This is a genomic window from Runella sp. CRIBMP (assembly GCF_009905605.1).
GTDB lineage: Bacteria > Bacteroidota > Bacteroidia > Cytophagales > Spirosomataceae > Runella.
In genome coordinates, this window is record NZ_JAAAKZ010000008.1 from 14,107 (window position 1) to 29,830 (window position 15,724).

The 15,724-nt window shown below is 42.0% G+C and carries 13 protein-coding genes; 10 read left to right on the forward strand and 3 right to left on the reverse strand.

Features of this window, described 5'->3' with window-relative positions; all coding sequences use genetic code 11:
- Positions 1–3: 3 nt before the first annotated feature.
- The 3 genes from GVN20_RS18595 to GVN20_RS18605 all read right to left on the reverse strand — a co-directional run bounded on the left by GVN20_RS18595 (position 4) and on the right by GVN20_RS18605 (position 2,263).
- Positions 4–648: a response regulator transcription factor gene (locus GVN20_RS18595; RefSeq protein ID WP_166559792.1), complete on the reverse strand. Its 645-nt coding sequence runs from the start codon at positions 646–648 to the stop codon at positions 4–6.
- A gap of 95 nt (positions 649–743) precedes the next feature.
- Positions 744–1,079 (reverse strand): LytTR family DNA-binding domain-containing protein, encoded by a 336-nt coding sequence (locus GVN20_RS18600; protein WP_166559793.1) that lies wholly within the window; start codon positions 1,077–1,079, stop codon positions 744–746.
- A gap of 437 nt (positions 1,080–1,516) precedes the next feature.
- Positions 1,517–2,263, reverse strand: a complete 747-nt coding sequence (locus GVN20_RS18605; protein WP_166559794.1) for a hypothetical protein — start codon at positions 2,261–2,263, stop codon at positions 1,517–1,519.
- A 452-nt stretch (positions 2,264–2,715) separates the two neighbouring features.
- On the opposite strand from GVN20_RS18605, the gene GVN20_RS18610 reads away from it, so the two are divergent.
- From GVN20_RS18610 to GVN20_RS18655, 10 genes are all read left to right on the forward strand, one after another.
- The gene (locus tag GVN20_RS18610; RefSeq protein ID WP_166559795.1) at positions 2,716–2,997 is read left to right on the forward strand and encodes a helix-turn-helix transcriptional regulator; all 282 of its coding nucleotides are present in this window, start codon (positions 2,716–2,718) and stop codon (positions 2,995–2,997) included.
- Positions 2,998–3,137: 140 nt separating this feature from the next.
- A complete protein-coding gene (locus GVN20_RS18615; RefSeq protein WP_166559796.1) occupies positions 3,138–3,440 on the forward strand; it encodes a LuxR C-terminal-related transcriptional regulator in 303 nt (100 codons plus the stop codon).
- A 156-nt stretch (positions 3,441–3,596) separates the two neighbouring features.
- Positions 3,597–4,589 (forward strand): hypothetical protein, encoded by a 993-nt coding sequence (locus tag GVN20_RS18620; protein WP_166559797.1) that lies wholly within the window; start codon positions 3,597–3,599, stop codon positions 4,587–4,589.
- Positions 4,590–4,646: 57 nt separating this feature from the next.
- A complete protein-coding gene (locus tag GVN20_RS18625; RefSeq protein WP_166559798.1) occupies positions 4,647–6,968 on the forward strand; it encodes a TonB-dependent receptor in 2,322 nt (773 codons plus the stop codon).
- Positions 6,969–6,971: 3 nt separating this feature from the next.
- A complete protein-coding gene (locus GVN20_RS18630; RefSeq protein ID WP_166559799.1) occupies positions 6,972–7,907 on the forward strand; it encodes a DUF4249 family protein in 936 nt (311 codons plus the stop codon).
- Positions 7,908–8,376: 469 nt separating this feature from the next.
- A complete protein-coding gene (locus GVN20_RS18635; RefSeq protein WP_166559800.1) occupies positions 8,377–10,749 on the forward strand; it encodes a carboxypeptidase-like regulatory domain-containing protein in 2,373 nt (790 codons plus the stop codon).
- The gene (locus tag GVN20_RS18640) at positions 10,749–11,570 is read left to right on the forward strand and encodes a DUF4249 domain-containing protein (protein WP_206023314.1); all 822 of its coding nucleotides are present in this window, start codon (positions 10,749–10,751) and stop codon (positions 11,568–11,570) included. The genes GVN20_RS18635 and GVN20_RS18640 overlap by 1 nt, the downstream gene beginning before the upstream one ends.
- Before the next feature lie 4 nt (positions 11,571–11,574).
- Positions 11,575–12,216, forward strand: coding sequence for a PorT family protein (locus GVN20_RS18645; RefSeq protein WP_166559802.1), 642 nt, complete (start codon positions 11,575–11,577; stop codon positions 12,214–12,216).
- 188 nt (positions 12,217–12,404) lie between these two features.
- Positions 12,405–14,741, forward strand: coding sequence for a TonB-dependent receptor (locus GVN20_RS18650; RefSeq protein ID WP_166559803.1), 2,337 nt, complete (start codon positions 12,405–12,407; stop codon positions 14,739–14,741).
- Entirely contained in the window at positions 14,725–15,693 is a 969-nt protein-coding gene (locus GVN20_RS18655; protein WP_166559804.1) for a DUF4249 domain-containing protein, read from the forward strand. Before GVN20_RS18650 ends, GVN20_RS18655 begins: the two co-directional genes overlap by 17 nt.
- Positions 15,694–15,724: the final 31 nt, after the last annotated feature.

Here is a 15,724-nt window from a genome sequence, read left to right on the forward strand (position 1 = left end):
GTTTTAGTCAATCAGTTTGTGCTTAATGGCAAACCGCACTAAGCCCACTACGGTGTTCAGACGTAGTTTTTTGAAGATATTTCGGCGGTGGGTTTCAATGGTATTGATGCTGACATTCAGTTGTTTGGCGATGGCCTCGCTGGAAAAATCATGTACAATAAACCGGATAACTTCGATTTCACGCTTGGTTAAATGCGGCACGCCGTCCACGATTTCGTGGCCATTGGGGACATGGGGATTGGGGATAGAAGCCAGTTGCTTTTCTATGTCGCGGCTAAAGTATCGCCTTCCTTCGCTCACTTCGGTCAAAGCCTTCCGCAATTCGTCGGGGGAGGCACTTTTTAGAATATATCCACATGCGCCTGCCTGAATAGCTTCCCGAATCTGGGAGGCATCTTCTACCATGGTCAGCAAAATTACCTTTATATGAGGGAATCGTTCCTTTACACGAATAGTAAACTCAATACCTCCCAAAAGAGGCATATTGAGATCAGAAACGACGATATCTACGGCCACTTCTTCTACTATCCGGAGTGCTTCCAAGCCATTAGTTGCTTTGGCAACAATCTGAACTCCTTCCTTTTTTTCTAAGAGAGCTGCCAGACTTTCAAGCAAAATCAGGTGGTCATCTGCCAACAATACGCGCATAGGAAGGTACTTTTTCCTGAAAATATAGAATCTTTTTGGATATAAAGTCAAATTGATTCCTAAAAATAAATTGAATTAAAGTTAAGTTGTTGATTCTAACGGGACTTCCCCAAGAGTCGTAAAATAGCCGTTCGCTTTCGCCTTGAAATGGGAATGGACGTACCGTCGGTCATCAAAATAGAATGACTACGTGGGTCTATTCCTAATATATACCGACAGTTGATAACATAACTTTTGTGGACTCGCACAAACTGTTGCGGGAGCTGTTCAAGATAGATACCCAACGACCGACAGGTAATGATTGGTTGTCCTTTTGCGGGGATAAAGCGGGTATAATTTCTAACCCCTTCCAAACGCACTACACTTTCCAGATCGAATGAAAAGAAATGCTGATGGCCCAAATTTGAAGAAATGAATAGTTGTGGATTCATAATAATCAATGTTAAAGTTTTAAATAGAGTAGGGTAAAGATTCTAGTGAAGTAGGGTAAAGATTTGAGTACCCAAATTTCTTACAAGATTAGGCAAGGCGCAATACTGGAATTCCGGTATTTTTATCCTAAAAAGGTCTTTATTTTTCTAATTATTTCGGTTTTTTACCTCAATGCTGGGTTGATAAAGAAAAAGTCTATGCTAAACACTCGTTTTTGAACATTCAATTGAAGGAAACGAGATGGAGAAAATGATGCCGAAGAGTGATATAGAGAGTCGTAGAAGAATGGCCAAGTACGGCCGAGAAGAGGATGAAAAGATAGCCACTTTGAGCAAGTTTATTCGGCCGAATGGCGCAGGCCTCTCAAAAATTTAGGGCCGTCGAGCGCATAAAATTGTACGCATTCGACGGCCCCGTTCAATCTCTTGGTTATTGTTTAATTGTCGTAGTAATCCAAGACACTCTTTTTTTCATTGGTGGCCAAGTCAATAATGTCGAAGCGTTTTGCGCTGGTGTAAGACCCCATGTCAGAATCGCTGTTGATTAGGATGGTACCAAACAATATTACATACTTGCAGTTGTAGTTTGTCTTTTCGACCAATTCATGAATACGTTGGTCGATGGCCTCATAAATTACTTCGGTTGCCTCATAAAGTGGTACGGCGGCGCCGAGTATTCGGTCCTTTTGACGGAGCAATATTTGCTCAATGGTGTTCATTTGGAAGTCCATTTCGGTCACGTTTCCTTCCACAATTTGATTGTTCACTAGTTTACTGAGCGCACCTTTGGCGGCTCCGCAGCATCCCGAATTTTTTGCCTGCCCGACGCGCTTAATCTCACCGATGACACCTTCTTTGGTGATGCCGATGTGGGGGCCGTAATAGATAAAGACCGCACCTTCGTCTGGTACGTGGCTGGCAAATGCCCCCATGCCCGTAAGGCCCGTAAAAGGAAAACCATCCAAGCCGCCCATTTTGAAAGGCCCCAAAAACTCGTGCGCTCTGGATGGATACTGAATGGCGTTTACATCGTCGCTGCAAATACTGTCGGCCAGCATGATTTGGCCAGGTTCTAAATCCAAATGCTCTTCCAGAAAGTCGATGAGTTTGTTTACACTGTCAATCGTGGTGACGGCATTGGGATAATAATTTCTTATTATCGCTAATTTTTCTCGTTTTTTCATACTTGCGAATGGCTAAAAAGGTTTTGATTGGGGTGTTAAGAAAATGCTAAGTGCTTCAGTACGCTTTGAATGGGTAGTTTACTTACAAAGTAAAAACTGAAAAGGAAGTAAAGATAATTTTATTCTAAAAAAAACAATTTGTGCGACTTTTATACCCATAAGGTACGGGGTAATTTGGAGACGCATGAGGGGCTTAATGGAAGGCAAAAGAGACTCATACCGTTTGATAACTATCGTTTGTTTTTCTCAAAAAAAACAGTTTATCTTTGGCTCGCTATACGCTTTGGGCGTACAGCTCTTCTACCCTGCTTCTTGATGAACAAATCATTGACAGCCTGTACCCAAAAGCTGTTCATCAGATGCTATCTATCTATCTATCTATCTATCTATCTATGGTAGAGGTTGCTGATGAACACCTCACAAAGGGTTTAAGTATCTAAAAATCAAAAAAGATGACAGCCCAGTGCCCGCAACCAGACCATTTCGACCCATTGAACAGATTAGACATTTTTCTGCTCCGCCAATCTATTTTTCTCTCCCCCCAGGAACTCAATGTGCTGTATTGGGCCAAAGAAGGCAGGAACAATCGGGAGATAGCCGACCAATTGGGCACGGCCATCTGTACGGTGAAGAAGCACAAAAACAACCTCATCGCTAAGCTCGGTGTGGAAGGGAAGGCGGGCTTGCAACAATTTTTGTTTCATGCCGCCCAAAATATTCCCACTATTTTGTAGTTCAACCGTTGGTGCTGATACGCAGCATTACCATTGTTTTTTCAACGTTTAGAAAAACTCATTGTAATCAATGCCATGCCTGCTTAGAGAGAATCTCTGCAAGTAATGGTTTATAAATGAGCTATTTAACTATATCTCGAATGCCGAACAAAACAGCCGCTGACTCCCCTGCCGAGGAGTTGGAAAAACTGAAACAACTGAATACCTTCCTGCAACGCAGGTCGGTTGCGCTCACGCCGCAGGAGCTGAAAGTGCTCTATTATGCCATCCAACGCCGCACCAATGCCGACATAGCGACGGCTTTGGAGGTAAGCATCGCCACCATCAAGACCCACAAAAACAACCTTATTTCAAAATTAGGCGTAGAAGGGAAGGATGGTTTTCAAAAATTTGTGTTGGAAATGGCCCATTATCCCTTTAGGGTGGAGAAAAATTCACCCTAGGGTTGAGGCGCGGCAAAAATCTTTTGCGGAGATTTGCACCTGACTATTGCGCAATAGTGAGTTCAAAAAGAAAAAGCCACCACGACTTTGGACGGCTGCGGTGACTTTTTCAGACAGTTCAAACAATTATTTAACCATTTAAACTCGTACAAATTTATGAAAAAGTTTTATTGGGCTTCAATTGTAGCCTTATTTATAGGACTAATGTCCTGTAAAAATGAAGAAAATCTAATGATGGAACAGACATCTACTAATTCGAAAGACGTTATTATGGTAGATGGACGGCTTAAATTTAAAAATCATCGGGTGTTTCACCGAATGATTAAAGATTTACAAGAAAATGGCATTGAGAAATTGGCTTCTGAGTTTCCCGATTTTAAATCTATGGCACAGGCTTTCAAAGAACTTTCTGATAAAGACCTCATAGGAAATTCAAATTCGGCTCTACTAAAAACCTATCAATATGTTTATAAAACTACTTTTGATAATAATGGGGAAAAATCAATTGAGAGAGCTGTTACGGGTCCTTTATTATCGTCAATCCTTAATCATGAAGGGTTAATTCAGATAGGGGACAATCTGCTTAGAATGAATGATGAAAAGGTATTATCGACAGATATAAGATATATCAGCGAACTTGAAATTCCAAAATCCAAGTTTGTTGAGGAACATAAAGTAGTTAATGTTCCATTGCAAATTTCCAGTCCTAATGCAAGATTGAAATGGGATGAAGAGGATGTCCTTACAGAATACGACCCTATTGGTGGAGGGTCTAAAAGGAGATTTAAAAGGCTGTATTTTGCACGCAACTATTTTAATGGGATTGACATTTCCGGTAATGGGTATGACTACATGCTTGAAGCGGGTATTTCAATGAGTCATCAACGAAAAAATTGGTGGGGATGGGGTGCTGTGGATACTGATGGATGGGAAATAGGCTCGGGCTTTTTTAGTTTTTCAGGAGCTGTATCCGGTTATTTGGGTATTACAGCAAGTACATACAGTGGAAGTACCAGTGCGAGGGGTGTTTTGTATGTACAGCCAAATGCTGGGGGAAATGTGTATTCCCATGTAAAAGTTAACTACATACAAGCCAATAAAAATGGAGGGGGTAGTTACAATAGTGGAGTTTTGGAGTTTTTCAATTAATAAAAGCAAAGAAGGGGTTTCGTCTTCCCTTCTTTGCTTTTACTTAAACAACGCAGAATGAAACATATAACCTGGACATTATTGCTTGTATTTTTCTGGAGCCATTCCTTTGCACAACGAATATTTGTAAAAGGGAAAGTTATAGAAAAAGAAAGTGGAGAAGCGGTAGTAGGGGCAATTGTCTACTTAGAGAATAAATCACAAGGGACAACAACTGATCAATATGGTAATTTTGTGTTATCGGGTTTAGCTGGGAGTTTTGATATTATATGCAGCTATCCGGGGTATGATAGATTTTCATTGTCCACAATTCTTAAAAGAGATACTTCATTAATAATTGATTTGGTCTCTACTACACTTGAGGAAATAGTCATTAAAGAAACAATGCAAAATCGGCAGGCAGGGTTTTTGAATATTCCTGTTTCAAAACTTAAAAAGTTACCTATGTTGTTAGGGGAGGCGGATATTTTGAAAGCTCTGGCAATGACGCCCGGTGTTATGACGGGGCAGGAAGGAACATCAGGTCTATATGTGCGAGGAAGTAGCCCTGATCAAAATTTGGTATTATTGGATGAAGCCCCTATGTATAATACTTCTCATGGTTTTGGTTTTTTGTCGGTTTTTAATCCCGATGTTGTAAAAAATGTTGATTTGTACAAGGGGAGTTTTCCTGCTCGTTTTGGAGGACGGACCGCATCAGTAATTGACCTAACAATGAAAGAAGGCAGTAATCAGAAGAAAAAGAAAGAGCTGAGTCTAGGCGCTATTAATTCTCGATTCTTGTCAGAAGGCCCCATTATAAAAAATAGGTCTTCTTATTTGATTGCAGGAAGACTCATGCATACGGCTTTATTACAGTTGCCTAAACACATCAAGTTGGTTACAGGGAAGTCTGTGCAAGATTTTGTAAGTTTTTGGTTGTATGATTTAAATGCCAAAGCCAATTATATCTTTAATGATAAGAGCCAGTTGTTTTTCAGTATTTATTCTAACTATGATTTCTTTAAAAATGCCAGTCAACGTAATGATGTTAGAAATTCGAGTTTCTTAAAATGGGGGAGCATGACGTCTTCATTGCGATATAATCGTACACTTTTACCAACACTTTCTTGGCGGATAATAGGAACTTATAGCCGATTTAATTACCAAATGCAGACTTATGAAGAACGTAAAACGAAAGACGAAACGATTACCAATCAGTTTTCATTAGATAACTCTATCAGAGATTGGGGGATTAAAACTGTTATTGAATACACCCCTTCCAATGATTATACAGTTCAATTGGGAGTAGACCATATTTTCCATCGTTATTTCCCTGGTCAGATAAGAGCAACTTTAGATAACAAACCTTCGGCTATTTCGGCCAACAATAACTCTCCGATTTATACCCAAGAATCCGCCTTTTATACCGAAAATAATTGGAAAATAGGAAACACTCACCTTAGTACAGGATTGAGATATTCAATATTAAACGTTGACAATCATATTTATTCAAATTGGGAGCCTCGTATTGCCTATACTTGGTCCATTTCTCAGGCACACAGCATAAAAATGGGGTACTCTCGTATGCAACAGTATATGCATCAGCTTACTTCAAATGGGGTAGGATTGCCCAACGACATTTGGGTTCCTGCTACCTTACGCGTGCCTCCGATACGATCTAATCAAGCAGATATAGGTTGGTATTATGTGTTGGATACTAAGAATATCTGGCAATTGTCAATCGAAAGCTATTATAAAAAAATGAACGATTTGTTGGATTATCAGTACGGGTCGGATATTATTGTTGATTATCAAAAAAATTGGCAGGACATCGTAATTAGTGGAGTACAGGGCAAATCATTTGGCATAGAATTAATGCTTCAAAAAAAGCAAGGAAAGTGGAATGGATGGATAAGTTATACTTATGCTAAAAGTGAACGCCAAACGCCTCAAATAAATAATGGATTGTGGTATGCATCAAGATATGACCGTCGGCACAATATTGCTTTAATCGGTAATTATCAGCTTACTTCAAAGTGGTCTTTTGTGGCGAACTGGGTCTTCCAAACAGGGTATCCAGTTACATTGCCTTCGGCGGCATATATTGATTACTTAGGCAATTTATCCCCTTACTATGAGGGGCGTAATCACTCCCGAATGCCGAATTTTCACCGACTTGATTTAGGTGCTATTTATCGTTCTAAAAATAATAAAGGGAGAGAGTTTGGATGGAATTTTGGGTTTTATAATGCTTACAATAGGAGTAACCCATACTATCTGGAAGTAATAAGAAATTATCAAAAAGTGGATGAAATGCTTGAAATAACGCGCCTCAGTGTGGTAAAAAAAGCGTTATTCCCAATACTGCCTTATTTTTCATACCAAATTTACTTTTAAGTCATGCGTGCACATTGGCTACATATTTGTTTGGCGATTATCCTGTCATTGGGCGCTTGCCAAGATCGGAGCTTATTTGTTTTACCACCTCCGTCGGCAAAAATTGTGCTAAATAGTACATTAATAGCCAATCAATTCCCTTTAGTTTATGTAGGAAAAACTTGGGCGGTTACGGATAAAAAACCCGATAAAACGTTTTATGATAATGCACTTGTAACTCTTTGGGAAGATGGGGTTAGGGTTGGTACATTAATGCTCAAAAACGGAATGTATGAATTACCAAGTTATATTCTAAAACCGGAAAAGACTTATGTCCTTGAGGCGGAAGTGCCTAACATTGGTAAAGCTTTGAGTGCTCCTACTACAATTCCACCAGATATTATTTTAGATAAGCCTATCACAAATTTTAGGTTTCAATGGACAAAGCGCGAAATAACGTTAAATCAACCCGCCCTCATTCAGTTAGTGATTCATAATAATGCTCCCCCAAATAGTTACTACGTGACATCTGGAGTCGCATTTAGTAAAGGAAAAAAAATAACTTTTGCACCGATTGCTACCGAAAATATAGAGATTAGCAGTTCAAATCTGGATTTTGGTTCAAATAAATGTTATGCTTTCTTTCCGGAATTGTCAGGCATACAAGGAAAACGTTCTATTGGCTATAATAGTCAATGCTTCACTTCTTCTGAAAAAGAAATAGGTTTAGTGGTAGATCAAGCGGGGCGGATTGAAACTACAAATGCCATTGCGGATGAAATTAGAGTTTATGTTGCAGTCTATTCTGCCGAGTATTTAGCATTTTCAAAAGCGGCACAGGCAATTGAAGGAGCTGATAATGCATTCATCGAGACTAAGCCTACCTATTCTAATGTGAAAGGAGGAATCGGTTTTGTTACTGCAATAAATAGGATTGAAAAATCAATCAAAATACCATAAAGAAAATTGAATAATAAACAGATTTTTTGTTAATAATGCAGGTTGAACGCATTATCAAAATTTTTAATATGTTTTTACTTTTTTGCAAAATTATAGTTGGTCATAGTTTCGTAACTCATTGATAAAGATTCAAAAATGATACAATTTGTCCAGCCTAACCAAAGAAAATTTGTTGATGCGTTCAACCTGTTAATAATGTTTCAAGGCCAAATATACCGTTTCAAAGATTCAGGCTCAGCAGCTTAAACAATATATCAGAGCACTTACCCTTCAGAGAACACCTCGGCTCCACCAACGATCTCCGGGATTCCTTGATGATGGCGGCTTTACATCGAACATTCTCAAAAATTTCCATTAACACCGACCCAATCTCCACCCTAGGGTTGAGGCGCGGCAAAAATCTTTTGCGGAGATTTGCCCCTGACTATTGCGCGTTCCATAACAGTATCATTAACTATTTTTTGAGTCTATGCGTTTTTGGAAATGGATGGTGGGTGTTTTGGTGGGAGTGGGCTTACTCAATGAAGCCTATTCTCAAAAGATAGTGGTCAAAGGAGTCGTTATGGAGGCAGGGACGAATGAGCCCCTGACCTCCGTAACGATTGTCGACAGTACCCGTAAGCTCTTTACGACCACCAATCGGTACGGGTACTTTAATGTTATTCCGAACAAACTGCCCGTTGCCCTCCAAATTTCATTGGTTGGCTACGAGGCCCAACAGGTATACATCACCAAAGATACCGTCTTAAGGCTCTATTTGAAGCCTCAAACGTTGCAGGAAGTGGAGGTTAGGGCGAGTTATCAACCCACCCTTCAGCCCAATCTTGTGACCCTTACGCCTACCCTACTCAACAATCTGCCGAGTGTGGGAGGGGAGAAAGACCTGCTGAAAGCCATCAGTATTTTTTCTGGGGTGGCCGCCGGCAGCGAACTTTCATCGGGCATCAACGTACGGGGAGGAGCCAACGATCAAAATCTGTATTATCTGGATGGAGCACCCATCTACAGTGTCGGGCATTTGTTTAATTTCCTGTCGCTTTTCAATCCTGATGCGGTGCAGCGGGTGCATTTTTATAAAGGAGATTTTCCGGTAGAATACGGCGGGCGACTTTCTTCGGTGACGGATGTGTCTTTTCGGGAAGGCAATAAAAATCGGTGGGAAGGCAAGGCGGAAGTGGGCGTTATTTCGGCCAAGTTCTCGTTGGAGGGGCCCATCAAAACCAATAAAACTTCTTTATTGCTGACCGGCCGCAGTGCGTATCTGAATCTCTTTAATTTGGGGAAGAAAAAAGCCATTCAGAACCATGAGCAGGGGAATTTTTTAGGGTATAATTTTTATGACCTTAATGTAAAGCTCAATCATTCCTTCAATCAGAATCATAAGCTGTTTTTGAGTTATTATCGGGGAGTGGATCATTACGAGGTACTTCAAAATTCCCCCTTTGGAACCAACTTCGATCAAAACCTTCGGCGATTAACCAACCAATTGCTTTCGGTACGTTCGTACCACGTGCTGAGTTCACGCCTTTTTCTTCAAACAGGGCTGCATTTTACACAATACGCGTTTCGGTACAATGAAGGATCGACAGAGTTCAGGGTAGCTACCGTCCAGCCCAAACCGTGGATGAAACCGGAAAGAACATTTACGAAGATCAATGAGATCTATACCATCAGCAACGGCAAAATACAGGATGTATCCGCCAATTTTCTGGCTGATTGGACCATCGCTTCGGGCGTCAAAGCAAAACTGGGGGCCGATCTCATTCACCATGCCTATGAGCCCGTTTCGTACCGTCGGAAAGAAGAAAATCAGGATTCCGTGTCGCTTAACGAAGCCTCCGCTTCGGCTTTGGAAGGTGGGGTGTTTGGCAGTTTGTTGGTAAACCTATCCTCCAAAATGCAATGGAATGTCGGGGCAAGGTACTCGTATTTTCAAACAAAACAAGTGAATTACAACGGGCTTGAACCCAGAACATCGCTTACGTACCGGACAGACAATGCAAGCATTCAGCTTAGCGCCACCCGGATGATTCAGTACAACCATGCACTGGTAAAAAGCGGAGGATTGACGGATAAAATTACGTGGGTGCCTTCAACACCGGGCATTTTGCCGCAAACCTCGTGGCAGTACGCCGTTGGTTGGTCGCAGTCGCGCCCGGGGCAAACGTTTAAGTACAGCATCGGCGCTTATTATAAACAAATGCAGAATCTGAGCATGTACCGCTATTACTATGGCGATCCTTACCTGTATTATCGTTGGGAGGCAAATACCCTCTCGGGGGGCAAAGGACGGGCCTACGGATTGGAATTGACCGCTGAAAAAAGCTTTCGACGTTGGTCCGGGGGAGTCAATTATACCTTATCGCGGAACCAACGACACTATGACGAACTGAACAAAAGCAAATGGTTTAATGATCTCTACGACCGCCGTCATATCCTCAACCTCAATGGTGTCTATAAAATGAGTAAGACCCTCCAACTTTCCTTTTTGTGGGTGTATTACAGCGGCCAACGCTATGATCTGCCGGCCGGCCGGATCGCCGCCAACCCGCTGGTTCCTGAATACATTGCGTATGACAAAAAAAACAACGGGAAATACCCCGATTATCACCGATTGGATGTTGGGTTAACAAAAAAATATTTTTTAACCAAAGGGCGTTATTGGGAAATAAACCTCAACGTGTATAACCTCTACAGTCGAAGAAATACGTATCGGCTGTATCCGGCGGTGGAAGTCATTACCGATGAGCAGCGCCAACCGCTTGAACGTCGAAACGTTATAAGATCGGCCTCCGTCTTTCCGATATTACCGTCCATAAGTATTGCTTATAAATTCAGATGATGCGTGGTTTCCCGGTGCTTTTGCTGGCTTGCGGAATCATTTCCTGCGAAGTCATTTCAACCAAAAACGTCAAGTTGCCGTCTTCTCCTGAGAAGCTGGTCGTGAATGGCGTGGTTTCTAACGTAGGCGTGGGCGTTTACGTGACCAAAACGCTGCCCGTGCTGCAATCCAATCCCACGTCTTCGCTCCTGAAAGCAAGCGTAAGTCTCCAAAAAAATGGAATGCCGTGGGCGGTATTACAAAAAGGGGATGATCTGTATATGTCAGACAGCAATTGGAAGTATACCGATAATCTCACGGTAGAGGTACAGCATCCTGCATTGGGAAAAGCCTTGGCTGTACCCGATCCCCTTCCGAGTGTGGTAAAAATGAGTGAGGTCTCGGCCGTGTATACGAAAGAAAAAACAGAGGCGGCCATTACCCTGGCTTTTAGGGATGTATCGGGCGCAGATTATTATGCCTACAAAATGATCGCGGTCAAAGATGGCGTGCCGTTGACCAACGAAAGTATCTATAAAATACCGACGGATGCGTTGATGAGCGATTTGAGTTTTGACAATCAAGCAAAGAAAATCGTCTCCCGCCTGTTTTTACTCAAAGAAGCAGGCAATAATCAAACGATTAGGGCAAATCAGGTAAAAGTGTATCTGTATCACCTCTCCGCCGCCACCTACGACTATTATCGCTCCCTGCGTGAATATGACTCGTACAATGAGGATACGTTTGCGGAGGTATTGCCAGTTAAAAATAACATTCAAAACGGCTACGGCTTTGTGGGTGCCTGCAGCATTGATACCATTACAGTCAACATAAAACAATGATTCCATGAAAACAGTACCAAGTCTGATTTGTGCATTTGCCGGCTTATTGTTGACCGGCACCGGTAGTTACGCCCAGGTAACCGATGGATTTTCGTTTGGCCTGAAAGTAGGGGCCAACAGGATGAGTACAAAAATAATTAACAGGCCGAGTAATTATAATGGTCAATTGCGCGGTGTGGGTGTTTCAAACGGTTTTCAGGTGGGAGCGTGGGCTACGCTTCCGGTGAGCCGTTGGTTATTTATAGATACCGACCTGTATTTTCAGCAAAGAGAAAATAAGTACGAAGACCCGAGCAATAGTGATATTATATTCGCTTACAATACCTACAGGTATGCAGGAGTCAGCGGCAGGGTAGGGTTTATGTATAAAGGGGCTTTTGTGAGTGTAGGTCCTGAGATGAATGTCTTGCTGGCTACAAAGACAAGGGCAAAAAATGAAGCTCAGGGGGTTGAATGGGGCATCAATGCGCGTTTGGGGTATCAATACAGGCGCGTCAGAATAGAGGCTTTTTATACAAAAGCACTCACTCATTATGAACAGATTACATTTATTAATCAGGGAGATAAACTTCAACATCTTTTTTACGGAAATACCCTTGGGCTTTCATTAGGGGTAAGATTGTTTGGAGGAAAAGAGCGGAGATAAAGCGGTGATATTTTTCATAACAGTACTGCGCAGTGCTTAACATCTGACATTCTCAAACGTTTCCATTAAAACCGACCCAATCTCCACCCTAGAGTGGAGGCGCGGCAAAAATCTTTTACGGAGATTTGCCCCTGACTATTGGACTTTTGGGGCAGGAGGACCCTGTTCGTGTTCGATTTAATTAAACTATGCTAAAACAAATTCAACTTTTTTTGTTCTTTTTTTTGTTGGGCATCGTCGCCAATGCCCAACAAAAAAAAGTCTATGTCCATGGCTATGTGGAAGATGCCGAAAAACGTGAGCGTATTGCCAAAGCCAATGTTTCGATAGTAGATCAAAAAACGGGTACGCAAACCAACACCTATGGTTTTTTCAGCGTTGGCCTTGTTCCCAATCAACGACAAACGTTGGTCATCAGTACGGTTGGTTTTAAAACAGAACGACTAAGCATTACACTGTCAAATGATACGTTATTGACCGTTTTTTTATTTCCGGAATCAAAACAATTGGAAGAAGTGGAAGTAAAAGATAAGGTGCCGCCCCATGAGCAGGTGCTTGGTGGATTTCATCAACTTTCGGCCAAAACGATTGAGAAAACGCCGGCGCTGCTGGGGGAAACCGACGCCCTGAAAACATTGCAATTGCTGCCGGGGGTGCAAAACGGCAAAGAAGGAACGGTGGGATTGAACGTACGGGGAGGAAGCCCGGACCAAAATTTAATTCTGTTGGATGGGGTGCCTGTTTACAACATCAATCATTTGTTTGGCTTTCTGTCCATTTTCAATAACGATGCCATTGCTAACGTAGATTTCTATAAAGGTGGTATTCCCGCCCGGTATGGAGGACGGCTTTCGTCGGTGATTGATGTAAGTATGCGTGAAGGAAATAAGAAGACTTACAATAAGAAAATCTCTTTGAGTCCTGTCGCGAGCCGCTTTTTGTTTGAAGGGCCTATTATCAAAGATAAATCGTCGTTTTTATTGTCAATACGGCGTACTTGGTTAGATGCGCTGACTACCCCCATTGCCGTCATTTCCAAGAGCGATTTTCGTTCGGTATTTAAATTTTACGATGTAAATTTTAAAGCAAATTACGCTCTTTCTCCTAAAAACAAGCTATACGTTAGCTATTATACAGGGCGTGACGGTCTCAATAACACCATAAAGTTTAACGACGGAACATCCCGTTTCAATTACAATTGGGGCAATAATACCTTCGTTGTTCGATGGAATCATTTGTACAATCAGCGGGTATTTGGAAACTTATCGGTGAGTTATACTAATTTCGATTACACTTTGCAAAACGAAGTGAAGGAGGCCAAAACCTTCCAAAGCCGTTTTACGTCGGGCATCAGAGACTGGTCCATACGATATGATTGGGATATTTTCCCCTCTGCCAATCACATCCTTAAAACGGGAATCAGCGCAACGGCCCACCGTTTCAGTCCCGAGATACAACAAATAAAAAGCGGGCAATCAGATACGATTTATAAGCCGCAAAACAGCGTTGATGCCGTAGAATTAGTCGCCTATGTTGAAGATGAATTTAAAATAGGAACGAAACTTAGCGCTAATGTAGGCTTAAACGCGAGTTTTTATCAAGTAGGCCAACGGAGCTTTATCAATCCTCAGCCGCGTGTATCGCTCAACTATGCGCTGAGTGAGCGCAACTCGCTTAAATTTTCTTACGGGCATTTTGCGCAATATCTTCACCTGTTAAGCAATTCTTCCATTGGCTTACCTACCGACCTGTGGGTGTCGGCTACCGAACGTATTCCTGCTCAACTTTCCAATCAGGTTTCGTTGGGGTATTACCAAAGCTTATTCGAGAGCCGATTCAATGTGAGCCTGGAAGGTTTTCGTCGAAACATGCAGAACGTCATTGAATACCGGGAAGGGGCGTCATTTTTAAACAGTTCGACCGTTGGGTGGGAAGATAAAGTGACTGTGGGCGAGGGGAAAGCGACCGGGATTGAGTTTTTGGTACAGAAAAATACGGGAAAATGGAAAGGTTGGTTAAGCTATACCTTATCAAAATCAGAGCGAACTTTCAGTGATCTGAATCGAGGAATATCCTTTCCGTACAAATACGACAGCCGCCATAACATTGCATTAACGCTCAATTATGAATGGAGTAAAAACAAAACATTTTCCTGTAACTTCTTTTATAATTCCGGCATTCCATTACAAATTTCTACGGCCAAATTCAACGGGGTTTCCCCTTCCCGTTTAGTAAAAACGGTTGGCTTTTTAGGACCTTACAGACCCGATGAGTACTATTCCTATTTCAATGAATTGGGTTTGCTCAGTGATAGAAATACCTTTCGGGCACCTGCTTATCATCGTTTGGATGTCAGTTACCGGTCGGTCAAACCCATGAAAAACGGCAATCGTGTCTGGACGCTGGGAGTGTACAATGTGTACAGCAGAAACAATCCTTTCTACCTGTATTACGATAAAAACCAACTCAAACAATTCAGTCTTTTTCCCATTATTCCTTCTTTTACGTATGAACGCAATTTTTGAGATGAGCAAAGCGGGGGCGATTATTATTGCGCTGTTATTTTTGCCGGGATGTGTAAAAACGGTGGATTTGCCTGGCAATATTTTTAAAAAACAGGTAGTGGCAGTAGGCACTCCCAACCCCGATAGTGTTTTGAGCGTCAGGCTGACGTATTCATTACGACCCGACACTGCGGCAGTGTATCAGGGAATTACCAATGCGGAGGTGTTGTTTCTGGAAGATGGGGTAGTGCTCGGGAAAGTGTCTAATGCGCCCAAAGGCGTGTATTCCTTTAATAAACGACCGGTAGCCGGAAAGAGATACGCCATTAGGGTCAATGTGCCGGGATTTGACGAAATATACGCGGAAGACAGTATCCCTCAGGCACCACGGGTGATCAGTTCAAAATTTGCTTTTAATCCTAACAATCCCAATTCCTCCCCTGATTTTGAGTTGCGAATTACCAATTATGCATTAACCCAAACACTCATTTGGTTTGGAATTTACAATACTCGAAAAGTAAAAGCTGCAAAGCCCGGAACGCCAACAGGCAGCGGTTTACCTGACCATTATTTTTATGAATATCTTAATACCACCAACTTGAATATCGTGAGTAACAGTCAATATTTAGATCGCTTTAATTCTTTTTTTGATGGCCTTTCGGGCAAATACAGTTTTGGAGATCCCGCCAGAGTGGATCCTGTGTCCACAACGTTTGAACCCAATCCGGTGATTCGCTATACGATTGTCAATCAAATCAAAAAAGAGGATCAGGTATTTACCTATTCATTCGCGGCAAGTGCCGGCTATGATCGGTATTTAAAATCGTCCATTATGGCGTATCAAAATCGTCTTTTGGATGCATCAGGTGCGCTGAATAATCCTTTTGCCGAGCCTACCCCTGTGTATTCAAACATTAAAAATGGACTCGGCATTTGGGGAGCCTATAATGCGAAACGAACGGTGTTGCAATAACATCACCAAGGGCTCCGCTTGCCGTGTCATT

Coding starts and splice junctions, on each gene's coding strand:
- GVN20_RS18635 (WP_166559800.1), top strand. CDS start 8,377: ATGCGTTTTTGGAAATGGATGGTGGGTGTTTTGGTGGGAGTGGGCTTA.
- GVN20_RS18655 (WP_166559804.1), top strand. CDS start 14,725: ATGAACGCAATTTTTGAGATGAGCAAAGCGGGGGCGATTATTATTGCG.
- GVN20_RS18640 (WP_206023314.1), top strand. CDS start 10,749: ATGCGTGGTTTCCCGGTGCTTTTGCTGGCTTGCGGAATCATTTCCTGC.
- GVN20_RS18600 (WP_166559793.1), bottom strand. CDS start 1,079: ATGAATCCACAACTATTCATTTCTTCAAATTTGGGCCATCAGCATTTC.
- GVN20_RS18625 (WP_166559798.1), top strand. CDS start 4,647: ATGAAACATATAACCTGGACATTATTGCTTGTATTTTTCTGGAGCCAT.
- GVN20_RS18645 (WP_166559802.1), top strand. CDS start 11,575: ATGAAAACAGTACCAAGTCTGATTTGTGCATTTGCCGGCTTATTGTTG.
- GVN20_RS18620 (WP_166559797.1), top strand. CDS start 3,597: ATGAAAAAGTTTTATTGGGCTTCAATTGTAGCCTTATTTATAGGACTA.
- GVN20_RS18610 (WP_166559795.1), top strand. CDS start 2,716: ATGACAGCCCAGTGCCCGCAACCAGACCATTTCGACCCATTGAACAGA.
- GVN20_RS18630 (WP_166559799.1), top strand. CDS start 6,972: ATGCGTGCACATTGGCTACATATTTGTTTGGCGATTATCCTGTCATTG.
- GVN20_RS18605 (WP_166559794.1), bottom strand. CDS start 2,263: ATGAAAAAACGAGAAAAATTAGCGATAATAAGAAATTATTATCCCAAT.
- GVN20_RS18595 (WP_166559792.1), bottom strand. CDS start 648: ATGCGCGTATTGTTGGCAGATGACCACCTGATTTTGCTTGAAAGTCTG.
- GVN20_RS18650 (WP_166559803.1), top strand. CDS start 12,405: ATGCTAAAACAAATTCAACTTTTTTTGTTCTTTTTTTTGTTGGGCATC.
- GVN20_RS18615 (WP_166559796.1), top strand. CDS start 3,138: ATGCCGAACAAAACAGCCGCTGACTCCCCTGCCGAGGAGTTGGAAAAA.